This window comes from Mycobacterium sp. (genome assembly GCF_032159765.1).
Lineage (GTDB): Bacteria > Actinomycetota > Actinomycetes > Mycobacteriales > Mycobacteriaceae > Mycobacterium.
This window is the reverse complement of the sequence record NZ_JAVHWM010000038.1, coordinates 1-21,911: the sequence shown is the minus strand read 5'-3', so window position 1 is coordinate 21,911 and position 21,911 is coordinate 1. Positions and strand designations below refer to the sequence as shown.

The window sequence follows — 21,911 nt, the reverse complement described above, 5'->3', positions numbered from 1 at the left end:
ACTCGGACGGGAATTGCCCGCGCCAGGTTTCCTTCCCGAGGGTCTCGGCCGATAGCGGATCTACGCGATACAGGTCGCCACATTGGTAGAAGCTGGTCAGCGCCACACCGCGATGCACGATCACGTCGGTGCTCGACGCGTCCTTCATCTTGCGGCGCGCGCCCCAGCCCTCGCGCTCGGCGAGCTTCGGCGGCTCCGCCAGTCCCGCCCACAGAGACCTGCCTTCCTCGTTCTCGGCCAGGAAGCCCTCGGTGCGGATGAAACGGTTGCGGTAGAACGCTGTCCCGTCCCGGAACCCGACGATGTGGATCATCCCGTCGCCGTCGAACGGGTGATAGAACTTCAGCGATGCGTGTAGCGGATTCTCGGTGTTGCGCAAATAGATTCCGTCGAGGTCGGTGGGAATCTCGCCCTCGAGAACGGCCAGCCCGTCAGCCCACCATTCCGTGGTCTGCGGCCGCCACGGCCCTGTCCGGTAGGGGTGATCGTCGTCCTCGGGCAGGGTCGACAGGAACTTGCCGACAACCTCAACGTCCATGTGCGCCACCAATCACAAAGCTCACCGCGGTCGCCGTACTGCCGCCGATGTTGAGCGTGCCGAACGTCCGCGCGCCGTCCACCTGATAGTCGCCCGCCGAGTCGCTGACCTGCCGCACCGCATCCACGAGCATCCTGATCCCCGACGCGCCGACAGGATGACCACCGCCGATCAGCCCGCCGCTGGGGTTGATCGGGAGCCGCCCGCCGTTGGCGATGTCGCCGCTCTCGATCGCCTGCCACGACTGCCCCGGCTCCGTCAACCCGATGTGGTCGATCGCCAGATACTCACTGGGCGTGAAGCAGTCGTGGACCTCGAACCCGTCCATGTCGTCGAGCGTCACCCTGGCCCTGTCCAACGCATCCTGGACGACGGTCCTCACATGCGGGAGGACGTACGGATTTTCGGCATCCCGGTCAAGTTTTTGCCGCAGCCCCAGGCCCACCGTGCGGTGGCCCCACCCGAGCACACGCGCCAACGGTCGCGCATCGGGGTGCGCACGCAGATAGTCGTCGGTCACCAGAACCACGCCCGCGCCGCCGTCGGTGACCTGACTGCAGTCGAATCGCCGCAGCCGCCCCTCGATCACCGGATTGCTTTCTCCCGCAGCCAGTTCGGGCACCTGCCAGTCACGGGTCTGCGCGTTGGGGTTCTTGCGCGCGTTGGCGAAGTTGAGCTCCGCGATTGCCCTCAGGTAGGCCTCGTCCAGCCCGTAGCGGCGGTCGTACTCGTCGGCGATCTCGCTGAACATGAATGGCCACATGTACTTCGCGTCGCCACCCTCGTGACCGATCCACGCCGCAGCGCCCAGATAGCTCGTCGCAGTGTCTCCCGGCACCGTCTTCTCCAGCTCCACACCGATCACCAGGGCACTCGAATAGGCACCGGAGCGCAGATCGGCGATCGCGGCCAGTGCCGCCACGCTGCCAGAGGCGCACGCCGCTTCGTGCCGGGCCGCCGGAACTCCCCACAGCCCGTCGCACACGGTCGCGGGCATCGCGCCGAGATGGCCCTGGCCGGCGAACAGCTCCCCGAACGCGTTTCCGACGTGCACCACCCCGATCTCATCGGCGCCGACGCGTGCCGTGTCAAGAGTGTGGGAGACGACGTCTGCGGTGAGGTCGGCGAAGTCCAGGCCCTCGCGGCTGAAATTCCGCGCGAAGTCGGTCTGGTAGCCACCGAGAAGCCAGACCATCGTCATGGATGAGCCGCTTGCGCGAAGACCATCGTCATGGCCGCAGGCTACTCCTCCGGTTGACGCTGACCACCGCCAACAGCGCCCACGACACGAGGGCCGTCGTGAATACGACGACGACGAGTCCCTTGTCGTCCGGGGGGAACAACACACCCGCGATGTAGTGGTCGATGAAGCCGGTGGACGTCAACGGCGCCATGCGGGCGCACGGGCGGGCCCACAACTCGATCTCGGTCAGCGGACATAGCAGGTGCAGCGCGAGGCGTCCGACGCCCCAGGCCACCGCCGCCAGATGCAGCCAGAACGTCCGCGGCCAGCGCACGGCGAGAAATCCGCCCACCACGAGATAGCCGATGAACGCGAAGTGGATCGCCACGACGACGCCGACGAGGACGATGAACAGCACGCTCACCCTTTCCATGATGAGCCTTCCCGCGGTGGTGCAACCATGTGTTCTGATTCCCCTGTGAAAGATCGCGCGGCCAAGCGTCTCGTGCCGATCCTGTGTGCATTGGCCGTGGTGAGCGGATGCGTCGTCCCTGCCGAGACGCCCGATGCCGGCTCCACCGACCAGGCCAAAGTCGACGCGGTGATGAAGATCGTGCGCGACACGATGTCGCAGCGGCACCTGAAAGCCGTGCTCGTCCGCGTCACGGTCGACGGCAAGGAGGTGCTGACCCAGGCCGTCGGTGACTCGATGACGGGAGTGCCCGCGACCCCTCAGATGCATTTCCGCAACGGGGCGGTCGCCATCTCATATGTGTCCACGCTGCTGCTGAAGCTGGTGGACCAGAACAAGGTTGGCCTCGACGACAAGCTGTCGAAGTGGGTCGACTTCCCCCATGCCGGCGAGGTCACGCTGAAGCAGCTGGCGCAGATGACGTCCGGCTATCCCGATTACGTACTGGGCAATGACGCCTTCGATACGGCGTTGTACGCCAACCCTTTTCGGCAGTGGACCTCCGACGACATTCTGGCGCAGATTCGCGACCGTCCGCTGCTCTATCCGCCGGGCACCAACTGGAATTACGCGCATACCAACTACGTTTTGTTGGGCCTGGCGTTGGAGAAGGCCACCGGCAAGGACATGCCGACGCTGATGCGCGACGAGATCCTCAAGCCGCTCGGCCTGTCGCAGACCGCCAACTCCGACACCCCCGACATCCCGTCACCAGTGCTGCACGCGTTCTCCTCGGAGCGGCGGGAGGCCCTCAAAGTCGCGCCCGAGACCCCGTTCTACGAAGAGTCGACGTTCTGGAATCCATCATGGACGATCACGCACGGGGCGATACAGACGAGCACCATTTACGACTTGGAGGCCACGGCAGTCGGGGTCGGCAGCGGAAAGTTGCTGTCGCAGGATTCGTACAACGCCATGGTCTCTACAGACCTTCGCGGAAAGACGCGTGCGCAGCCCGGTTGCCCGACCTGTGCGGAACAGATCGACGCCTACACCTACGGTCTCGGCATCATCATCTCCGGGCACTGGCTGCTGCAGAACCCGCTGTTCTCCGGGTACGCCGCCGTCGAGGGATATCTGCCGTCGAAGAAGATCGCCGTCGCAGTGGCAGTCACGTTCGGCGAGCAGGCCTTTGACAACCACGGCAACTACACCAACGAGGCCGACGGGCTGTGGCGCAGCATCGCCACGTCGATGGCGCCCGATGACGCGCCTCCTCCACCACCCCCGAAGTGATCCGTGCCACGCCAGGTTCTGTTCATCGTCAACGATCCGGGAGCAACACCCGGTCTGCTTGCTGATGCGTTCGCCGACAACGGGTTCGAAGGCAGCACCTTCGAGGTGGTGCCGGCCTCCCGGGTCGACGACCCAGCGTTCGACGTGACCTTCCCAGACCTGACGGGCTACGAAGTGATCGTGCCACTCGGAGCGCGCTGGCCCGTGTACGACCCGGCGCTGAGCCGCGCGTGGGTGGGCACAGAGATCGCCGCCGTGCGAACCGCCCACGACGCAGGCGTGGCGGTGCTGGGCGTGTGCTTCGGCGGCCAACTGCTCGCCGCTGCACTCGGCGGATCCGTAAGCCGCTCCCCCGCACCAGAACTCGGCTGGACCGACATCGACACCGACGACACCGTTCTGGTGCCTGGCGGGCCGTGGTTCCAATGGCATTTCGACCGCTGGACGCTGCCTCCCGGCGCAACCGAAATCGCGCGCAATGCCCAAGCGTCGCAAGCGTTCACGCTCGGGCGGAGCCTAGCGCTGCAGTTCCACCCGGAGCTCGACAGCGCGTTGCTTGCGCAGTGGCTCGCCGACGATCGTGACGGGGACGTCGCCCGCCTGGGTATTGACGAAGGCGAATTGATCACCCGCACAGCGGGAACCGAAGAGGACGCGGCAGCACGAGTGCGTGCGTTGGTGCGCGGCTTCATCTCCCGAGTTGATGGCGTAGCGCGTCGGTGATGTCCGGCTGCCTGAAGCGGTGACTCACGTCGAGCAGGCGCCCAGGCGACACGCGCTGGTTCGCTTCAGCAAGCTCGCGCACGCCCTCGGAGCCGAGCAGTAGCCGTGGCCCGAATGACGGGACCGGGAGCACGGCCGGGCGGTGCAGCACCCCCGCGAGCGCCTTGGTGTAGTCGCGATTCCGAACCGGTTGCGGGGCAACAGCATTCACTGGTCCCGCCAATCTGTCATCCCACATCGCGCGATGGTAGACGTCAACAAGGTCGTCGATGCCGATCCACGAGAGCCATTGCCGACCGCTGCCCAGCGGGCCGCCGAGGCCGGCGGCGAACAGCGGGCGCAACAGCCGCAGTGTCCCGCCCCGTGCGGCCTGCACGATGCCGGTCCGCACCGCGACCACCCGCAGGCCGGCGTCCTCGGCGGGCGCGGTCGCCGCTTCCCAATCCGTGACGACATCGGCAAGGAAGCCGTCGCCGCGGGAGCTGGTTTCGTCGAGCACAGCCTCGCCGCGGTCCGCCCCGTAGAAGCCGATCGCCGAGGCCGTCACGAAGACCGACGGGCCGGCGCCGGTGTCGGCCGCGACCTTCGCCAGCCGCCACGTGGGCTCGATCCGGCTGTCGCGGATCGCCCCCTTGTGGGCCGCCGTGAACCGGCCGGCGATCGAGGCACCCGCCAGGTGGATCACGGTGTCGACGCCGTCGAGCAGATCGGGTGCCGGATCGGCGGGATCCCAATGACGTTCGTCCCTGCCGTGGGCAAGTCGGCGCACGAGGCGAATCACGCGGTGCCCGCCCGTTGTCAGGAAAGCCGAGAGCGCCGAACCCACCAGGCCGCAAGCACCCGTGATCGCGATGACCTGCGGCTCGGCGCCGTTCTCGGCGGCCACCCGGTGTGCGGCCAGGTCGCCGGCGAGCTGGCGGTGCCGGTAGAGAAACATCGGCCGCAGCGCCCGTGCCGGCACCAGCGTCTCGACGCGGTCGCGCACCCGGGTCTTGCCCGGGCCGCCGTAGCTGAACTCGTGCGTATGGCGCCATCGGCCGACCAGCCGGGGCGGCCACGACATCGGACCCGCAGAGGCGAGCTCGTCGACAAACCGCCGTCCCGCAATGAATCTCGACGGGTCGTGCTGCGCTACCCAGCGCAGACCACCGGGGAGGCCGAGCACCGCCTGTCCGTCGGCAACGGAGTCCGCTTCGGCGATGACCGTCATCGGCTGCCATGGCGGCACCAGCCGCGTCATTGCCCCCGGTCGGGTATGCCAAGCGAACACCTCTGGCGCAGGGTGCGCGATCACAGTCGAATGGTCAATGCCCATGCTGAAGATTCGATACCACACTGCTTCCGGATCGGTGGACACTGTTAGGCGGAGGGCCATGATGCGACGATTCACCGGCGTGTTTCGCGGCGCCGCCGGCGCATTTTCCGACCGCCGGGAGGCTGGTCGGGTTCTCGCCGACGCACTCGCCTCCTATCGCGATGAGCAAGACCTGCTGGTGCTCGGACTCCCGCGCGGGGGCGTCCCGGTGGCGTGGGAGGTCGCAGCGGCCCTGCATGCGCCGCTTGACGTGTTCGTGGTCCGCAAGCTCGGCGCGCCCCGCTGGGAGGAGCTTGCGATCGGGGCACTGGCCACGGGTGGGCTGGTGGTTCTCAACGACGACGTCGTCCGCAGCCTGGGCACCAGCGATGACCAGTTGTCGGCCGTGATCGAGAAGGAGACCGCCGAGCTGACGCGCCGCGAGCACCTTTACCGGGCAGGACGGCCGCCGCTCGCGCCGGCTGGAAAGACGGTCATCATCGTCGACGACGGGATCGCCACGGGCGCAAGCATGCTCGCGGCTGTCCGTGCCCTGCGCGCGGCGGGACCGGCGAAGATCGTTGTCGCCGTCCCTGTCGCTCCGCCCGTCGCCTACCGCCAACTGGCGCAAGCCGCCGACGACGTGGTGTGCGTCGAGGTTCCGTCGTCGTTCCTGGCGGTCGGCGAGTATTACTGCGACTTTCGGCAGACGTCCGACGACGAGGTGCGCCGGTTTCTCGCCGCGGCGACTACCGGCTAGTTTCGGATTCCGAGTCTTCCGGCTTGCTGGCCGGTTCTTCTTCGGGCACGTCCTCGGCCAATACGTCAGCCTGCTGTTCGTCTGGGTAGTCAGCGTCGTATGCCTCGTCGGCGACCTCGGCCTCGTCGGCGTCGTCGGACGGCGAAACGTCGGCTACCTTGCGCTCACGCAGGGCGTCGATGATCAGCAGGATCACGCCGACCACGCTGGCGCCGATGCACACCCAGGCGATGGCTTCACTGCCGGTGACGACCGCGGTCACCAGCGCGATAAGGCCGATGACCGCCATGACCAGAGCCGCGATCAACATTGGACAGCCTCCGGGCGACTAGTTGTTGCCCCTGTTGAACTGGTTGAACGAGCCGCTGTCGCTGTTGGCGCTGGAGTCGACGGGCGCGGCGGAGCCACGCTGGCCCAGCTCTTCGAGCTGCGACTCGAGGTACGTCTTGAGCCGGGTGCGGTATTCGCGCTCGAACGTGCGCAGTTGCTCGAGGCGGCCCTCGAGCACAGTGCGCTGTTGTTGGATCGTGCCCATGATCTCGGCGTGCTTGCGCTCGGCGTCGGCCTGCAGCGCGTCGGCTTTCTCCTGCGCCTGCCGCAACTGGGTCTCCGACTTCACCTGCGCGTCAGCCAACTGCGCCTCGGCACTCCGCCGGGCCTCGGTGACCGTGGTTTCCGCCTCGCGTCGGGCGTCACCAAGAATCTGGTCGGCGTTGGTCCGCGCGTCGGAGAGCAGCTTGTCGGCCTCGGCTTTCGCTGTCCGGGTGAGTCGCTCGGCGGTTTCCTGCGCCATCGCCAGCATCCCGGCCGCCTTCAGATGATGCTCTTCGACGGTGGGGCCCGACGCCGCGGCGGGTTGCGGCGGCGGTGTCGGGGCTGCCTCGAATACCGGCTGCTGCTGCGGCTCGGGCTGCGGCGGAGCAGGCGGCTCATACACCGGAATGGCTTGTGTGACACCGGCACCGGCGCCTGAGCGGCCGCCCGCAAGTTCCTGGTCGAGTTCGGCGACGCGCTGCCGCAGATCCGTGTTTTCCTCGATCAACCGAGTAAGCTCAGCTTCAACCAGATCGAGGAATGCGTCGACCTCGTCCTCGTTGTAGCCGCGCTTGCCAATAGGCGGCTTGCTGAACGCGACGTTGTGAACGTCGGCGGGAGTTAGCGGCATTGTCTGCCCCCTCAATCTGTACGGTCGAAGCTGATGTCGCAGTGTAGACTGACTCGTTGCCAGCGTTGTAACTGGCGTCCATCCTGTCACACCCGACCCGCCGGTTGCGGCTGAGCTTGATAAATTAAGAACTAATTTCAAAGTCTCCGCAGAATTTGCGATGCAAAAGTACGGCCACTACATCGCGTACTTCCAGGCGACCTCCATGCCGATGAACGCGGCGATGAGCAGCACCATGATCGACAGGTCAAGCCGAACGGCGCCGATCGTGAGCTGCGGGATGATCCGTCGCAGGAGCTTCACGGGCGGGTCGGTCAACGTCAGCGTGCTCTCCAGAACCACCACGGTGACGCCCGTGGGCCGCCAATCCCGGGCGAATGATCGGATGAATTCGATCACCACGCGCGCGATCAGGAGAAGCCAGAAGACGAACAGCACAAAGCCCAATATCTCGAAAAACAACAGCCGCAACTGGCCAGCCCTCACTATGACTTCGGCGAAACGCTTCCAACAGATTGGTGTTGTCAGCCTACCGGTCGCCGTGCCGGCCTACTCGGCGCTGCGCTACTGGTAGGAGTAGAAGCCGGCTTCCGCGATGCGGCGACGCTCCTCGGCGGACACATCGATGTCGGCCGGTGAGAGCAGGAAGACCTTCGTGGCGACCTTGTCGAACGAGCCCCGCAGAGCGAATGCCAGCCCGGCGGCGAAATCGACCAGCCGTTTGGCGTCGGCGTTGTCCATCGACACCAGGTCCATGATCACCGGGGTCCCGTCCCGGAAGCGCTCCCCAATGGAGCGCGCGTCGCTGTAGTCCTTGGGCCGAAGCGTGGTGATCTTGCTCAACGGGCTGCTCTCGTCGAACAGTCTGGCCATCCGGCGCGGATCCATCGCCAGCGCGCCGCTGGTGGCACCGCGAAGCCCAAAGCGCGATGAGGTGCGGTCGAATTCCCGCGGCGGCCTGGCTCTGGGCTCGTAACGGGGCTCGTCGTAGCCGCCGCCGCGGTAGGAGGGCGGGTAGTCGTCAGCGTCGCGGTCGTCGTACTCACGACGATCGTCGTAGCGGCGGCCGGCCCGGGGGTCGTAGCCGTCGTCGCCGAAACGATCGGGCGGCCGACGCGGGTAGCCCCGGCCGCGATCGTCTTCGTCCTCGTAATACTCGTCGTCGTAGTCGTCCATCGGCGCCATGCCGAAATAGGCCTTGACCTTATGCAGCGTGCTCATCGATCGCCCTTCGGTGATGAAGATGTGACAGGAGTGACTACTGAAGGTGACGTTAGCGGTCGTTTGCCCAAGAGCGCGGTACCGACACGCACACAGGTCGACCCATATTTGACCGCTTCTTCCAGGTCGTCTGACATTCCGGCGGAAAGGCCGGTCGCCTCCGGGTATGCCCGCAGCACCCGCCGGTGCTCGTCGGCCAGCCGTGCGAACGCGCGACCGGGGTCGGCGTCAAGTGGCGGAATGGCCATCAGGCCCACGAGCCGCAGGCCACCGGCCGAGGCGACCTGGCCACACACGTCGTCGACCACGCCGGACGAGCGCACGTCGACTCCGCCGCGCGAAACGTCCCCGTCGAGGCTGAGCTGCACGTACACCCGCAGCGGCTCGTGACGTTCGCCCGCGTCCAGCGCGGCGGCAGCAGCGCGGTCCAGCGCCGCAACCACTTTGGGGCTGCTGACGGAATGAACCGCGTACGCCCACCGCACAATTGACCGCGCCTTGTTCCGCTGGATCTGACCGACCATATGCCAGCGCGGGGATTCACTAATGAGGTTTGCCACCTCAACGGATTTGGCGGCGGCCTCTTGCTCGCGAGATTCCCCAAAAGAACGGCAGCCGAGGCCGCTCAAAATCGCCACGTCGGACGCCGGAAAGAATTTCGTCACGGGCAGAAGTTCAATTTCGCCGCCATTGCGGCCGGCCGCGGCCGCCGCTGCCTCGATCCGGCTTCGGACCGACGCCAGGCCCTTCGCCAATTCGGTTCGCCGGTCGTTCACTCCATCCATATGAGCGACGCCAGCCTGCCCGTCGGAGCGTCTCTGCGATGACTGAACAGTCTCGGATCGGCGACGGTGCACCGCGGGTCCACATCGATCGCCTTCACACCCAAACTGCTTAATTGGCCAGCGATCCCGGCGCGCAGATCCAACGCGGGGGTGCCCTTGGCGCTGACGGTGCGGCTGCCGGGAAGGGCGGCGTCCACCTCTGCGGCCATCTCCTCCGGGACCTCGTAGTTGGCACCGCTGACCGCTGGCCCGAGCAGCACCGACACGTCGTCGATGTGGGCACCGGCGTCCTGCATGGCTTCCAGCGCGCGCACCACGACCCCGTGCTGGGCACCGACCCGCCCGGCATGCACCGCGGCCACGACCCCTGCGCGCGCATCCGCCATCAGAACCGGCACGCAGTCCGCCGTGACCACCGCGAGTGCAAGACGCGGCGTCGTCGTGACGAGGCCGTCGGTATCGGCGACCGGGGTGTCGCGCGGTGCATCAATCCGCTCGATGCGGTCGCCGTGCACCTGGCTCATCCAGATCAGCCTGTCATCGTCGAGCCCGACCGCAGCGGCAAGGCGCTTGCGATTCGCCGCCACCGCCTCGGGTTCGTCGCCGACGTGGTCGCCGAGATTGAAGGTGTCGAAAGGAGGCTTGGACACCCCACCGGCGCGGGTGGTGGTCACGCGCCTCACCCGAACGGTCACGCTCTTTAGTATCGGGCCCCGCTAGCGGCGCATGAACGGCGGCACGTCGACGTCGTCGTCATCGGTGCCGTCACCGCCGATGCGCACGGTCGCGCCGTTCGTGTGCCCGGGAACGGTTGCCGGGTCGGCCGGTTCGAACAGCGTCGAGGTCACCTTGCCCGAAGCACCCGCCGCGACCTTGGCGCCGGCGCCGACCATCGGCTTGCTGCGGGCGCTGCTGGCATCGAAGCCTGCGGCGATCACCGTGACCCGCACCTCGTCGCCCAGCGAGTCGTCGATCACGGTCCCGAAGATGATGTTCGCGTCGGGATGTGCGGCCTCCTGCACCAGCGACGCGGCCTCGTTGATCTCGAACAGGCCGAGGTCGCTGCCGCCGGCGACCGAGAGCAACACGCCCTGCGCGCCCTCCATCGACGCCTCCAGCAACGGCGAATTGATCGCTATCTCAGCGGCTTTCAGCGCACGCCCGTCGCCGCGAGCCGCGCCGATCCCCATCAGCGCGGTGCCCGCCCCGCTCATGACGCCCTTCACGTCGGCGAAGTCGACGTTGATCAGGCCCGGCGTGGTGATCAGGTCGGTGATGCCCTGGACGCCGTTGAGCAACACCTCGTCGGCGCTGCGGAACGCGTCCATCAATGACACCTGCGCGTCTCCCATCTGCAGCAGCCGGTCGTTGGGGATCACGATCAGCGTGTCGCAGCTCTCGCGCAGGGAGGTGATGCCGCCCTCGGCCTGCGTGCCGCGCCGCTTGCCCTCGAAGGAGAACGGCCGGGTGACGACGCCGACGGTCAGCGCGCCGAGTTTGCGGGCGATGCTGGCCACCACCGGCGCGCCGCCGGTGCCGGTTCCGCCGCCTTCGCCCGCGGTGACGAACACCATGTCGGCGCCCCTCAGCAACTCTTCGATCTCGTCCTTGGCGTCCTCGGCGGCCTTGCGGCCCACTTCGGGGTCGGCGCCGGCGCCGAGTCCACGCGTGGAGTCGCGGCCGACGTCGAGCTTGACATCCGCATCGCTCATCAGCAACGCCTGCGCGTCGGTGTTGATGGCGATGAACTCCACGCCTTTGAGCCCTTGTTCGATCATCCGGTTGACGGCGTTCACGCCGCCACCGCCGATGCCGACAACTTTGATGACGGCCAGGTAGTTGTGCGGGGGGGTCATCGCCGCCTCTTCTTCGCGCAAGCGCTCATCAGTGGTCGCCCTTTCACCTAAACCCTCAACCTCAACCTTAGGCTTAGAGTTATGTCAAGTAGTTCCGCGCATCCCGAACGGTAAGTGGACCGATGTCGGTATCGATGCAGGCGCGCCGTGTCGGCGGAGTTTATTTGCGGAGATTCTTCATTTGACGGTCGGCAGGTCCGGGCTCGACACGTCATAGGTGTGACCGGGCCGGGTCAGCAGCGCCGCGAGCGTCTCCGCCTTTTCCTCTGTCCGGTCGGTAGTCCCCCACACCACCACGCGACCGTCCTTGAGCGTCAGCGTGATCGACGCCAGCGAGGGCGCGGCGATCCGGGCGAGCTGAACTGTCACGTCAGGGTGCAATGCGACAAGCACCTGTAGCGCCGCCTTGGTCGGCGGATCGCTCGGCCCGGGGTTCTCGACGTCGAGATAGGGCACCCCCGGCGGAGGCGGCCCGGTGGCGAAATCGACGCCGTCCCGGTCGAACTGATGCGAACCGTCAGGAAAATCCTTCACCGCCACCGCAATTCGCTCGACCACCGTGACGCGCAGCGTCGACGGATATTCGCGCTGAACTCGCACCGAGGCCACCCGGCGGATCGCCGCGACCCGGTCGGCGACCTTGTTGGTGTCGACCTGCAGGAGCGGAGTGCCGGTGCGCACATTCGCCGCGGCGACGACCTCGTCCTGCGGCAGTACCCGCAGGCCGTCGACCACGAAGTTGCGCACCGACATCAGCGGGGTGAAGTAGAGCACCAGGCCCAGCCCGACGGTGACCACGATGGCCACCAAACCCCAAACCAATACCCTCAGGCCGCGAACGGCGCCTCTGCCAACAGGTTTCGTCGCCGTCGAGGTGGCGGTCACCTTACGCTTGGCCTCGCGGCGCGCCTCCTCGATCGCACGTGCGCGCGCCTCGGCCGCGCGGCGCTCCTCGCGCTCGCGGCGGGCCTTGCGCCGCGGACCCTCGAATTCCTCGGCGCCTTCGGCCTCTTCGGAGACTTCGCCCGGCAATGTTCTTCCCGTCGCTTCGCTCGCCCCGGTTGGCTCGGTCATCGCTGCACCACCCCGGACCGGCCCGGTGCAGCGCGGTTCGCCTTCACCTGCAACGCCCGTAGGATCTCGGGGCCGAGCATCGTCACATCGCCGGCACCCATCGTGATGACGACGTCGCCGGCCAACGCGGCATCGGCCACCAGATCGGCCACCGCGGAGAAGTCCGGCACATAACTCACCGGAACGCCGACGTGCTCGGCGACGATCGCGCCGCTCACGCCGGCGATAGGCTGCTCGCGCGCGGCGTAGACGTCGAGCACGAACACCACGTCAGCGCCGTCAAGCGCGGTACCGAAGGCGCGCGCGAAAAGCTCTGTGCGCGTGTACAAGTGGGGCTGGAACACGGCAATCACCCGGCCGCCGGGTTCGGCAGCCTGCTCGACCAGCGTGCGCACCGCCGCCAGCGTGGCGCGCACCTCGGTCGGGTGGTGGGCGTAGTCGTCGTACACCCGCACCGAGTCGGTCACGCCGACGAGGTCGAAACGTCGCCGCACCCCCTCGAATCCGGCCAGTCCGTCGAGCACGCATTCCGGTTGGGCGCCCGCCTCGATCGCTCCCAACAGCGCGCCCAATGCGTTGAGCGCCATGTGCTGGCCCGGCACCGACAGCCGCATGACGCGCGGTAGCTCCTCGCCGGCGAGCTGGACCTGCGCGACGGCGCCCGTGCCCTGTTGTTCCCAGCTGAGAAGCCGCCCGGCCAGCTCGGCGTCCTGGACGCTCCCGTAGCGCAGCACCCGCACCCCGAGCGCGGCCGCACGTTCCGCGAGCGCTGCGGCACCCGGGTCGTCGACGCAGACCACGAGCGCGCCGTCGGCGGTCAGGCGCGAGGCGAAGTCGTCGAACACCGCGGTGTAGGCCTCGGCACTGCCGAAGAAGTCGAGATGGTCCGCCTCGATATTCGTCACCACAGCGACGTCGGGCGTGTACTCGAGCAGTGACCCGTCGCTTTCGTCGGCCTCCGCGACGAAATAATCGCCGCTGCCGTGATGCGCGTTGGTGCCCGCCTCCCCCAGGTCGCCGCCCACCGCGAACGACGGGTCGAGACCGCAATGCTGCAGCGCCACGATCAGCATCGACGTCGTCGATGTCTTGCCGTGGGTCCCGGTGACCATCACGGTCCGGTGACCCGACATCAGCATCGCCAGCACCCTCGGCCGCAGCATCACCGGGATGCCGCGGCGCCCGGCCTCGACGAGCTCGGGATTGGTCTTGGGGATCGCGGCGTGCGTGGTGATCACGGATGTCGGGCCGCCGGGAAGCAGATCCAGAGACGACGGGTCGTGCCCGATGCGGATATCAGCCCCCCGGGCCCGCAGCGCCAACACGGCGCGCGACTCCTTCGCGTCGGACCCGGAGACGAGCCCACCCCGGTCGAGCAGGATGCGGGCGATGCCTGACATGCCTGCGCCGCCGATGCCCACCATGTGCACCCGGCGGAGCTCCGGTGGAAGCGCGGGATTAGTCATGACGTCTCAGTCCCGCCTCCCAAGTCGCGCCACGTCCAACGCCACCCGCGCCACCCGCTCGGCCGCGTCCCGATGGCCGACCAGCGCGGCGGCAGCCGTCATCGCCGCGAGCCTCGGCGCGTCGGTGAGCAGGGTGATCACCGTCTGCGCCACGTAGTCGGGTGTGAGGTCGCGGTCGGCCACCAGCAGCCCGCCGCCCGCATCGACCACCGGCAGTGCATTGAGCCGTTGCTCGCCGTTACCAATCGGCAAGGGCACGTAGACGGCGGGCAAGCCGACGGCGGACACCTCGGCCACGGTCATCGCACCTGAGCGGCAGATGGCCAGATCGGCGGCTGCGTACGCGAGGTCCATCTCGGCCAGATACGGCACCGCGACGTACGGAGGGTCGTGCTCACTTCGCTCGGGTAGCGCCAGAGTGTTCTTGCGGCCGTGCGCGTGCAGAACCGAAATGCCGCCGGCAGCAAGGTGTTTTGCTGCCGCCGAGACGGCGTCGTTGATCGACACCGCGCCTTGCGATCCGCCGAACACCAGCAGCACGCGCGCGTCGTCGTCGAAGCCGAAATGCCTGCGGGCCGCGGCGCGCACCGCCATCCGGTCCAGCCCGGTGATCGCCGCGCGGACCGGTACACCGACGACCTCGGCATCGCGCAGCCCCGAGTCTGGCACCGCCGACAACACACGCTGGGCCCAGCGCGCGCCCACCCGGTTGGCCAGCCCGGCACTGGCATTGGCCTCGTGGATCACCACGGGGACGCGTCGCCTGCGGCGCAATCCCCTGCCGGCGGCCAGGTAGGCGGGCAGCGCGACATAGCCGCCGAAGCCGACGATCACGTCGGCGTCGACCTTGTCGAGCACCGCGCGTGTCTCACGCACCGCCTTGCGCACGCGCAGCGGAAGGCGCATCAGGTCGCGGTTTGGCTTGCGCGGCAATGGCACCGGCGTGATCAGCTCCAGGTGGTATCCGCGCTCCGGCACGAGACGGGTCTCAAGCCCGCGTGCGGTGCCCAGCGCGGTGATCCGCACCGTGGGATCGAGGGACCTCAGCGCGTCGGCGACCGCCATCGCGGGCTCGACATGGCCGGCCGTGCCGCCGCCAGCGAGCACGACGGAGACGGCCTGCTCCTGCCCCATCACCCGTAGCTACATCCTTTGCTCATCGCGCCTGTCGCTCCAACGCACGCGACCTCGCATCCCGGCCGGTGCGACGCGGACGGCCTTGGCTCTGGCCGACTCTATGATGCCCTGAATCGCGGGCGCGTTTCGCGGTGAGGGTCTGCGGCGGCTTCTGCGGGCTGGGCTTTGACCGCAGCCGGTCGCGCAGCGCCTCGGTGCGCGACGGCACATAGGGTTGCGGAACCGCCAGTCGCAGCAACCGGTTCACCCGGTCATCGCGGCCAGCGCGCAGCGCAGCCACGGCCTCGGGTTCGTGCCGCGCGGCATTTGCGATCATCCCGATAATGAAAAGTGTTGTCGCCGTGGATGTTCCACCGGCAGAGATCAGCGGCAACTGCAGCCCCGTGACGGGAAGCAGTCCGATCACATACCCGACATTGATGAACACCTGACCCAGCACCCACATCGTCGCGGTAGCCGTGAGCAGGCGCAGGAAAGGATCGGCCGAGCGGCGGGCCACCCTCATGCCGGTATAGGCGAACAGGCCGAAAAGGCACAACAAGCCGAATGCGCCCACGAAACCGAGCTCCTCGCCGATGATCGCGAAGATGAAGTCGTTGTGCGCGTTGGGCAGGTAGTTCCACTTCGCGGTGCCCTGACCCAGCCCGTCGCCGAACACCCCGCCGTTGGCCAGCGCGAACTTGGCCTGCCGCGCCTGGTAACCGGACCCCTGGGCGTCGGCGCCCGGGTCCAGCCAGGATTGCACCCGGTCGGATCGGTAGCCCGCGGAGACCGCGAGGATGGCCGCCGCACCGATCGAGGCGACAAGAGAGCTGACAAAGACCCGCAGCGGCAGGCCGCCGTACCACAGCAGCGCGAGCAGGATGATCGCCAGCGAGACCGTCTGCCCGAGGTCGGGCTGCGCGACGATCAGCGCGAGCGCGACCACCGCCGCCGGCACCAGCGGGACCAGCATCTCGCGCAACGACGCCCGCTCCATCCGGCGGGCGGCCAGCAGATGCGCGCCCCAGATCGCAAACGCGATCTTGGCCAGCTCCGACGGCTGCATCGAGAACCCAGCGACAACAAACCAGCCTCGAGATCCGTTGGCCTCCTTGCCGATTCCTGGAACCAGCACGAGCACGAGCATGACGATGGTCAAGGCGAACGTGAACGACGCCGTCTTGCGCATCACGCGCACCGGCACGCGTAGCGCGATGTAGAAGCCGACCAGACCGATGACCGTCCAGAGCACCTGCCTGCCGAAGATCACCCATGCCGAACCGTCGTCGTCGTAGGACCGCACGCCGGATGCCGAGAGCACCATGATCAGCCCGAGCGAGGTCAGCAGGGCGACGACGGCGATCACCAGGTGGAACGAGGTCATCGGGCGTCCCAGCCACGCGCCCACTCTCGACGGTGGCTTCGCGGGCGCCGCGGTGTCCTGTTGCTCGTCAGCCGGGCTCTCGACCCGGCCGAACAGCCGGGCGAACGTCTTGCGCATCGGCCGGCTACCGGGAGATTTCGCGGACTGCGGCGGCAAACGCATCGCCCCGGTGGGAGTACCCGGTGAACTGGTCGAACGAGGCTCCTGCGGGAGCCAGCAACACGGTGTCGCCCGGGCGCGCCAACCGCCGGGCCACCTCGACCACCTTGGCCATCACCTGATCACCAGAGGTCACATCAGTCACAACAGTCTCTTGAATCCCACTGGCCCCTTGCACCACAGCATCGTCCCCCGCAGCGACCTCGACGACGGGCACATCCGGGGCGTGTCGCGATAACGCGTTGGCAACCACTGCGCGGTCGGTACCCACCAGCACCGCGGCGACCAGCCTGTTTGCGTGCTGGCGAACCAGTTCGTCCACCGACGCGCCCTTGAGCATCCCGCCGGCGATCCAGATCACCCTTGGATACGCCGAAATCGAGGCCGCAGCGGCGTGCGGGTTCGTGGCCTTGGAGTCGTCGACGTAGGCGACCCCGCCGACGACGTCCACCACGTGCGCGCGATGCGGAGCCGGCCGAAACGACGAGAGCGCGTCGGCGATGGCGCCCGAAGCCACGTCGACCGCGCGGGACAGCGCCGACGCGCCGAGAGCGTTGAGCACGCCGATCGGCCCTGGTACGGGGATCCCCGCGACGGGGGCCAGCGCCAGCTCTGGCGCGAACGCGCGATCGACCAGCATGCCGTCGCGCACTCCCAGCTCCCCCGGTCCGGGCTCGCCGAAACGAAAGCCCACGCGCACGGGCGCGGTGGCGTCGGCCAACATCCGGGCGGCAATCGGGTCGTCGACTCCGGCGATCGCCACCCGACCGCGCAGCGCACGGGCCTTGGCCGCGGTGTAGTGGGCGAAGGATCCGTGCCAGTCCAGATGGTCTTCCGCGACGTTGAGGACTGCGCCGGCCTCGGGCCGCAACGACGGGGCCCAGTGCAGTTGGAAGCTGGACAACTCGACGGCCAATAGCTCAGCGGGCCCGCTCAAGGCGTCGACGACCGGAATGCCGATGTTTCCGCACAGCACGCTGCGCAGTCCGGCGGCGACCAGTATCTCGTGCAGCATCGTCGTCGTTGTGGTCTTGCCGTTGGTGCCGGTCACCACCAGCCAGCGTCTGGGCGGGCCGAAGTGCCCGGAGGCGTCCAGTCGCCACGCCAGCTCGACGTCGCCCCAGATGGGCACGCCGGTAGCCTGGGCCGCGGCCAGCACCGGCGTCGTCGGCGCGAACCCGGGGCTGGCGATCACGAGGTCGAACGTGGCGATCCGGGTGGCCGCCTCGGTGGTCGTCATCGCCGACGCATGCCCGTCCAAGGCCGCCGGATCGTCGTCGCAGATGGTCACTTCCGGGCACAGGGGCGCGATCGCGGCGACGATCGCTTTGCCCGTGACGCGCGCGCCGGCGACGAGCACCCGCGCACTCCTGAGTTGTTCCAAACCCACGTCAGCCACCTGCGGCGGTGAGCCATTCGCCATAGAACAGCGCCACCCCCAGCCCGCACGCGATCGCGGTCAGCAGCCAGAACCTGATGATCACTGTGGTCTCGGCCCAGCCGACGAGCTCGAAATGATGGTGGAACGGCGCCATCCGGAACACCCGGCGCCCAGTCGTGCGGAACGCGATGATCTGCACCACCACCGAGGTGATCTCGGCGACGAAGAGCGCACCGAGCACGACGGCGAGGATCTCCGTGCGGCTGGTGATGGACAATCCCGCGATGATGCCGCCCAGCGCGAGCGATCCGGTGTCGCCCATGAAGATCTTCGCCGGTGCGGCGTTCCACCACAAAAACCCGATGCACGCTCCGGTGGTGGCGGCGGCCACCAGCGCGAGGTCCAGCGGATCGCGCACGAAATAGCAGGCGGGTTTCGCACCGACGGCCAGGCAATCGTTGCGGTACTGCCAAAACGTGATGATCACGTATGCGGCGGTGACCATGGCCATGCAGCCGGCGGCCAGGCCGTCGAGGCCGTCGGTGAAGTTCACCGCGTTCGACCATGCGCTGATGACGACGACGCAGAACAGCACGAACAGCCACGTCGGCAGCGTCACCGTCGCGATCTCGCGGACGTAGGACAGCTGCGCGCTTGCCGGGGTCAAGCCGTCGACATTGGGGAATCGCAGGACCAGCACGCCGAACACCACTGCGGCGAGCACCTGGCCGACGGCCTTGGTGGTCTTGTTCAGGCCGAGGTTGCGCGATTTGCGGACCTTGATCAGGTCATCGACGAACCCGACGGCGCCGAGCGCGGTGGCCAGCCCCAGCACCAGCACGCCCGACGCCGACGGCCCGCGCCCGTCGAGCACGATGCCCACCAGGTGAGTGCCCAGATACCCGGCCCAGATACCGGCGACGATCGCGACACCACCCATCGACGGCGTGCCGCGCTTGTGCTTGTGGGTCGGCGGCCCGTCTGAGCGGATCTCTTGCCCGAACCCCTGCCGGTTGAACAGGGTGATCAGTGCCGGGGTCAGCAGGATCGAGACCGCCAGGGCGATGCCGACGGCGATGAGTATCTGCCTCATGCGTTCAGTGCCCGCTCGCCAGTGCGTCGGCCATCGTGCCCAGTCCTGCCGCATTGGACGCCTTGACCAGGACGACGTCACCAGGCTCCAGCTCGTCGCGCAGTAATGCCAGCGCAGCGTCGGCGTCGTCGACCAGGGTGGCCTGAGCGTTTTCTGGGCCTCCCCAGAATCCCTCCATGACCGCTCCGTGATGCATGGCGTGCATCGACCTCCCGGTTCCGACGACGACGAGTCGAGAGACATCTAATCGCACCGCCAGCCGACCGATGCGATCATGCTCGGAAATCGCGTCGTCGCCGAGCTCAGCCATCTCACCGAGCACGGCCCAGCCGCGCCGCCCGCCCTCGGCGGCCATCCAGGCCAGCGCCTGTAGGCCGGCCCGCATCGAATCGGGGTTCGCGTTGTAGGCGTCGTTGATCACTGTCACCCCGTCGGAGCGGATGGTCACCGCCATGCGGCGCGCCGACGCCGGACCCGCGCCTGCCAGCGCGTCAGCCACCTGTGACAGGCTCGCGCCGCATTCGAGGGCGACGGCCGCCGCGCACAACGCGTTCGAGACGTGATGTTCGCCGTGCACCGCGAGCGTCACCCGCACCTCGTCGTCGCCGGCGTGCAGCACGAAGCTCGGGCGCGCCAGCCCGTCGAGCTGCACGTGATCGGCCCACACGTCGGCCGGTGATTGGCGGCTGACACGCACCACCCGCGCGGCCGTCACGGCGGACATCGCAGCCACCGCGGCGTCGTCGACGTTGAGGATGACGACACCTGATGGCGGAACTGCTTGCGGCAGTTCAGATTTGGTCGCGGCGATAGCTTCTCGGGAGCCGAATTCGCCGAGATGCGCGGTGCCGACGTTGAGCACGACCGCGACCGAAGGCGGCGCGATCGCCGCGAGTTCGGCGATGTTGCCCGGGTGGCGCGCCGACATCTCCAGCACCAGGAAATCGGTGTCTGGTGTGGCGCGCAGCACCGTCCAGGGGTGGCCCAGTTCGTTGTTGAACGACCCCGGGGGCGCAACCACCTCTCCGAGCGGCGCGAGCACGGCGGCGAGCAGGTCCTTCGTCGACGTCTTGCCCGACGAGCCTGTCACACCGACGATCGTCAGTCCGCCCGCGACGAGTTCGGCCGCGACGAACGACGCCAGCTTGGCCAACGCGGCGAGCACCGCGGCGCCCGACCCGTCTGCGTCGTGTTCCAGCACACTGGCACCCGAACTGGACGGCCCCAGCGGTTCGACGACCACAGCGGGCACCCCGACTCCACGCGCGGCGAGCACCGCGACCGCTCCGGCGGCGACGGCCGATGCGGCATGGTCGTGTCCGTCGGCCCGGGCTCCGGGTAACGCGAGGAAGAGCCCGCCCGGCGTGATCTTGCGTGAGTCGAATTCGACGGCGCCCGTGACCTGCAGCCGCGCCGCATCGGCTTCGGACACGTCAGCCAGGCGCCCGCCGACGATCTCGGCGATCTGCGCGACGGTCAACGCGATCACGCGGTGGAGGTTATCGCGTACAGCGCGGCAGCCAACTCATCGCGGTCGTCGAACGGACGGGTTTCGCCATGGGCGGTCTGTCCGGTTTCGTGGCCCTTCCCGGCGATAAGCACGGCGTCACCGGGCCGTGCCCACCTGACCGCATGGGCGATCGCCGCGCGCCGGTCACCGATCTCCAGCAGTTGTGCACGCCCCCCGGCTTCACGTGCACCGGCCAGGATTGCCCCGCGAATCGCAGCCGGATCCTCGCTGCGGGAGTTGTCGTCGGTGACCACCACGAGGTCGGCCAGCTCGGCGGCAATGCGGCCCATGGGCTTTCGCTTGCCGGGGTCGCGGTCGCCGCCTGCGCCGAACACGACCGCAAGCTGCCCGCTCGTCTGCTGTCGCAACGTCGTCAGCACCGATTCCAGCGCACCGGGCTTGTGGGCGTAATCCACGACTGCGAGGAAGCCTTGCCCGCGGTCGACGGACTCCATGCGACCGGGGACCTGTGCACCGGCCAGTCCTGGCGCCGCCTCCTCTGGCGTGACGCCGACCGCCTGCAGAAGGGCAAGCGCCAGAAGGGCATTCGCGACGTTGTATACGCCAGGCAGGGGAATCGCGATGTCGTGGCGCGCGCCGCTGGGATCCACGGCCACGAACGCCTGGCCGCCGCGTGAAGTCTGCCGGACGTCGATCGCACGCCAGTCGGCGACGTCACCCGTGGCGCTGACTGTCACGGGATCGACTGCGCGCGCTGCCATCTGACGCCCGGCATCGTCGTCGACACATATAACGGCGATATCCGCGCTCAGCGGCGAGTCCGCGTCGAACAGCCGGGCTTTGGTGTCGAAGTAATCTTCCATCGAGGCATGGAAATCCAGATGGTCGCGCGACAGATTGGTGAACCCGGCGGCCGTGAACCGCACACCGTCGACACGCCCCAGCGCGATCGCGTGACTGGACACCTCCATCGCCACGGTATCGACGCGCTGCTGCGCCATCGCGGCCAACAGCGCCTGCAGTTGGGGCGCTTCGGGAGTGGTCAGGGCGCTAGTCAAGTCGGCGCCGTCGATCCGGATCCCGACGGTGCCGACCAAACCCGGGTGCCTGCCTGCGGCGCGCAACCCCGCCTCCATGAGATAGGTGGTCGTGGTTTTGCCCGAGGTGCCGGTGACGCCGACGACCGCGATCTTGCCCGACGGGTCACCGTAGACCAGAGCCGCCGCGGTACCCAGCACCGACCGCGGCGCAGGGTGGACTAGCACAGGGACGTCGACCGAGAGCCCGGCCGCCCCCGCAGGATCGGTGAGAATCGCGACGGCGCCGCGCGTTACCGCGTCGGCGGCGAACGCCGCGCCGTGCACGTTGGCTCCCGGCAGCGCCGCGAACAGATCGCCGGGCAAAGTGTCCTGCGCGCGCAGAGTCACACCCGAGACGTCGATAGCGGCATCACCATCGCGCTCGACGCCGATGCATTCGGCGAGCTCGCGCAGCGTGACGGACACCGCCGAGCGAGGCTTGTCCGAGCGAG

Annotated in this window: 22 protein-coding genes; 3 read left to right on the top strand and 19 right to left on the bottom strand. The window is 68.0% G+C overall.

Annotated elements, in window-relative coordinates:
* The 3 genes from QOH60_RS04215 to QOH60_RS04205 form a co-directional block, all read right to left on the bottom strand.
* Nucleotides 1-538 (bottom strand): carotenoid oxygenase family protein (locus QOH60_RS04215; protein WP_526417422.1); only part of this gene is annotated, 538 nt, incomplete at its 3' end.
* Nucleotides 528-1,739, bottom strand: a complete 1,212-nt coding sequence (locus QOH60_RS04210; RefSeq protein ID WP_526417420.1) for an acetyl-CoA acetyltransferase — start codon at nucleotides 1,737-1,739, stop codon at nucleotides 528-530. The genes QOH60_RS04210 and QOH60_RS04215, both read right to left, overlap by 11 nt.
* A gap of 28 nt (nucleotides 1,740-1,767) precedes the next feature.
* Nucleotides 1,768-2,145: a DUF2784 family protein gene (locus tag QOH60_RS04205; RefSeq protein WP_526417418.1), complete on the bottom strand. Its 378-nt coding sequence runs from the start codon at nucleotides 2,143-2,145 to the stop codon at nucleotides 1,768-1,770.
* Between the two features lie 81 nt (nucleotides 2,146-2,226).
* Here QOH60_RS04205 and QOH60_RS04200 point away from each other — a divergent pair, with 81 nt between their 5' ends.
* Both QOH60_RS04200 and QOH60_RS04195 read left to right on the top strand, forming a co-directional pair.
* Nucleotides 2,227-3,429, top strand: a complete 1,203-nt coding sequence (locus QOH60_RS04200) for a serine hydrolase domain-containing protein (protein WP_526417430.1) — start codon at nucleotides 2,227-2,229, stop codon at nucleotides 3,427-3,429.
* A 3-nt stretch (nucleotides 3,430-3,432) separates the two neighbouring features.
* Nucleotides 3,433-4,152 carry a type 1 glutamine amidotransferase gene (locus tag QOH60_RS04195; protein WP_526417416.1) on the top strand — a complete coding sequence of 240 codons (720 nt, stop codon included), beginning with the start codon at nucleotides 3,433-3,435 and terminating at the stop codon, nucleotides 4,150-4,152.
* On the opposite strand, the gene QOH60_RS04190 is transcribed toward QOH60_RS04195, so the two are convergent.
* Nucleotides 4,118-5,467 (bottom strand): TIGR01777 family oxidoreductase, encoded by a 1,350-nt coding sequence (locus QOH60_RS04190; protein WP_526417428.1) that lies wholly within the window; start codon nucleotides 5,465-5,467, stop codon nucleotides 4,118-4,120. The two genes, QOH60_RS04195 and QOH60_RS04190, sit on opposite strands and share 35 nt — an antisense overlap.
* Nucleotides 5,468-5,525: 58 nt before the next feature.
* On the opposite strand from QOH60_RS04190, the gene QOH60_RS04185 reads away from it, so the two are divergent.
* Nucleotides 5,526-6,206, top strand: a complete 681-nt coding sequence (locus QOH60_RS04185; protein ID WP_526417414.1) for a phosphoribosyltransferase — start codon at nucleotides 5,526-5,528, stop codon at nucleotides 6,204-6,206.
* On the opposite strand, the gene QOH60_RS04180 is transcribed toward QOH60_RS04185, so the two are convergent.
* The 15 genes from QOH60_RS04180 to QOH60_RS04110 all read right to left on the bottom strand — a co-directional run bounded on the left by QOH60_RS04180 (nucleotide 6,196) and on the right by QOH60_RS04110 (nucleotide 21,873).
* Complete coding sequence (locus QOH60_RS04180) at nucleotides 6,196-6,516, bottom strand: DUF308 domain-containing protein (RefSeq protein WP_526417412.1); 321 nt, start codon at nucleotides 6,514-6,516, stop codon at nucleotides 6,196-6,198. The genes QOH60_RS04185 and QOH60_RS04180 overlap by 11 nt on opposite strands.
* A gap of 18 nt (nucleotides 6,517-6,534) precedes the next feature.
* Entirely contained in the window at nucleotides 6,535-7,371 is an 837-nt protein-coding gene (gene wag31, locus QOH60_RS04175) for a DivIVA-like cell division protein Wag31 (protein ID WP_526417410.1), read from the bottom strand.
* Nucleotides 7,372-7,548: 177 nt separating this feature from the next.
* Nucleotides 7,549-7,836: a YggT family protein gene (locus tag QOH60_RS04170; protein WP_526417426.1), complete on the bottom strand. Its 288-nt coding sequence runs from the start codon at nucleotides 7,834-7,836 to the stop codon at nucleotides 7,549-7,551.
* Between the two features lie 99 nt (nucleotides 7,837-7,935).
* Complete coding sequence (locus tag QOH60_RS04165) at nucleotides 7,936-8,592, bottom strand: cell division protein SepF (protein WP_526417408.1); 657 nt, start codon at nucleotides 8,590-8,592, stop codon at nucleotides 7,936-7,938.
* The gene (locus tag QOH60_RS04160; RefSeq protein WP_526417406.1) at nucleotides 8,589-9,377 is read right to left on the bottom strand and encodes a YggS family pyridoxal phosphate-dependent enzyme; all 789 of its coding nucleotides are present in this window, start codon (nucleotides 9,375-9,377) and stop codon (nucleotides 8,589-8,591) included. Before QOH60_RS04160 ends, QOH60_RS04165 begins: the two co-directional genes overlap by 4 nt.
* Nucleotides 9,365-10,072: a peptidoglycan editing factor PgeF gene (pgeF, locus tag QOH60_RS04155; RefSeq protein ID WP_526417404.1), complete on the bottom strand. Its 708-nt coding sequence runs from the start codon at nucleotides 10,070-10,072 to the stop codon at nucleotides 9,365-9,367. The genes QOH60_RS04160 and pgeF overlap by 13 nt, the downstream gene beginning before the upstream one ends.
* 21 nt (nucleotides 10,073-10,093) lie before the next feature.
* A complete protein-coding gene (gene ftsZ, locus QOH60_RS04150) occupies nucleotides 10,094-11,233 on the bottom strand; it encodes a cell division protein FtsZ (RefSeq protein ID WP_526417402.1) in 1,140 nt (379 codons plus the stop codon).
* A gap of 177 nt (nucleotides 11,234-11,410) precedes the next feature.
* Nucleotides 11,411-12,307, bottom strand: a complete 897-nt coding sequence (locus tag QOH60_RS04145; protein WP_526417400.1) for a cell division protein FtsQ/DivIB — start codon at nucleotides 12,305-12,307, stop codon at nucleotides 11,411-11,413.
* Nucleotides 12,304-13,773, bottom strand: a complete 1,470-nt coding sequence (murC, locus tag QOH60_RS04140) for a UDP-N-acetylmuramate--L-alanine ligase (RefSeq protein ID WP_526417398.1) — start codon at nucleotides 13,771-13,773, stop codon at nucleotides 12,304-12,306. Before murC ends, QOH60_RS04145 begins: the two co-directional genes overlap by 4 nt.
* Before the next feature lie 6 nt (nucleotides 13,774-13,779).
* Nucleotides 13,780-14,907 carry an undecaprenyldiphospho-muramoylpentapeptide beta-N-acetylglucosaminyltransferase gene (gene murG / locus QOH60_RS04135; RefSeq protein WP_526417396.1) on the bottom strand — a complete coding sequence of 376 codons (1,128 nt, stop codon included), beginning with the start codon at nucleotides 14,905-14,907 and terminating at the stop codon, nucleotides 13,780-13,782.
* 22 nt (nucleotides 14,908-14,929) lie between these two features.
* Nucleotides 14,930-16,393 carry a putative lipid II flippase FtsW gene (gene ftsW, locus QOH60_RS04130; RefSeq protein WP_526417393.1) on the bottom strand — a complete coding sequence of 488 codons (1,464 nt, stop codon included), beginning with the start codon at nucleotides 16,391-16,393 and terminating at the stop codon, nucleotides 14,930-14,932.
* A gap of 7 nt (nucleotides 16,394-16,400) precedes the next feature.
* Entirely contained in the window at nucleotides 16,401-17,858 is a 1,458-nt protein-coding gene (gene murD, locus QOH60_RS04125) for a UDP-N-acetylmuramoyl-L-alanine--D-glutamate ligase (RefSeq protein WP_526417391.1), read from the bottom strand.
* A complete protein-coding gene (mraY, locus tag QOH60_RS04120; protein ID WP_526417389.1) occupies nucleotides 17,827-18,909 on the bottom strand; it encodes a phospho-N-acetylmuramoyl-pentapeptide-transferase in 1,083 nt (360 codons plus the stop codon). The genes murD and mraY overlap by 32 nt, the downstream gene beginning before the upstream one ends.
* A gap of 4 nt (nucleotides 18,910-18,913) precedes the next feature.
* Nucleotides 18,914-20,398 carry a UDP-N-acetylmuramoyl-tripeptide--D-alanyl-D-alanine ligase gene (locus QOH60_RS04115; RefSeq protein WP_526417386.1) on the bottom strand — a complete coding sequence of 495 codons (1,485 nt, stop codon included), beginning with the start codon at nucleotides 20,396-20,398 and terminating at the stop codon, nucleotides 18,914-18,916.
* Nucleotides 20,395-21,873: a UDP-N-acetylmuramoyl-L-alanyl-D-glutamate--2,6-diaminopimelate ligase gene (locus tag QOH60_RS04110; protein WP_526417424.1), complete on the bottom strand. Its 1,479-nt coding sequence runs from the start codon at nucleotides 21,871-21,873 to the stop codon at nucleotides 20,395-20,397. The genes QOH60_RS04115 and QOH60_RS04110 overlap by 4 nt, the downstream gene beginning before the upstream one ends.
* Nucleotides 21,874-21,911: the final 38 nt, after the last annotated feature.

What these genes read in the sequence shown, in the direction of transcription:
- QOH60_RS04210 (WP_526417420.1), bottom strand. Translation starts at nt 1,739, where the DNA reads ATGACGATGGTCTGGCTTCTCGGTGGCTACCAGACCGACTTCGCGCGG.
- QOH60_RS04190 (WP_526417428.1), bottom strand. Translation starts at nt 5,467, where the DNA reads ATGGGCATTGACCATTCGACTGTGATCGCGCACCCTGCGCCAGAGGTG.
- QOH60_RS04185 (WP_526417414.1), top strand. Translation starts at nt 5,526, where the DNA reads ATGATGCGACGATTCACCGGCGTGTTTCGCGGCGCCGCCGGCGCATTT.
- QOH60_RS04180 (WP_526417412.1), bottom strand. Translation starts at nt 6,516, where the DNA reads ATGTTGATCGCGGCTCTGGTCATGGCGGTCATCGGCCTTATCGCGCTG.
- wag31 (WP_526417410.1), bottom strand. Translation starts at nt 7,371, where the DNA reads ATGCCGCTAACTCCCGCCGACGTTCACAACGTCGCGTTCAGCAAGCCG.
- QOH60_RS04165 (WP_526417408.1), bottom strand. Translation starts at nt 8,592, where the DNA reads ATGAGCACGCTGCATAAGGTCAAGGCCTATTTCGGCATGGCGCCGATG.
- QOH60_RS04160 (WP_526417406.1), bottom strand. Translation starts at nt 9,377, where the DNA reads ATGGATGGAGTGAACGACCGGCGAACCGAATTGGCGAAGGGCCTGGCG.
- ftsZ (WP_526417402.1), bottom strand. Translation starts at nt 11,233, where the DNA reads ATGACCCCCCCGCACAACTACCTGGCCGTCATCAAAGTTGTCGGCATC.
- QOH60_RS04145 (WP_526417400.1), bottom strand. Translation starts at nt 12,307, where the DNA reads ATGACCGAGCCAACCGGGGCGAGCGAAGCGACGGGAAGAACATTGCCG.
- murC (WP_526417398.1), bottom strand. Translation starts at nt 13,773, where the DNA reads ATGACTAATCCCGCGCTTCCACCGGAGCTCCGCCGGGTGCACATGGTG.
- murG (WP_526417396.1), bottom strand. Translation starts at nt 14,907, where the DNA reads ATGGGGCAGGAGCAGGCCGTCTCCGTCGTGCTCGCTGGCGGCGGCACG.
- ftsW (WP_526417393.1), bottom strand. Translation starts at nt 16,393, where the DNA reads ATGCGCAAGACGTTCGCCCGGCTGTTCGGCCGGGTCGAGAGCCCGGCT.
- murD (WP_526417391.1), bottom strand. Translation starts at nt 17,858, where the DNA reads ATGGCGAATGGCTCACCGCCGCAGGTGGCTGACGTGGGTTTGGAACAA.
- mraY (WP_526417389.1), bottom strand. Translation starts at nt 18,909, where the DNA reads ATGAGGCAGATACTCATCGCCGTCGGCATCGCCCTGGCGGTCTCGATC.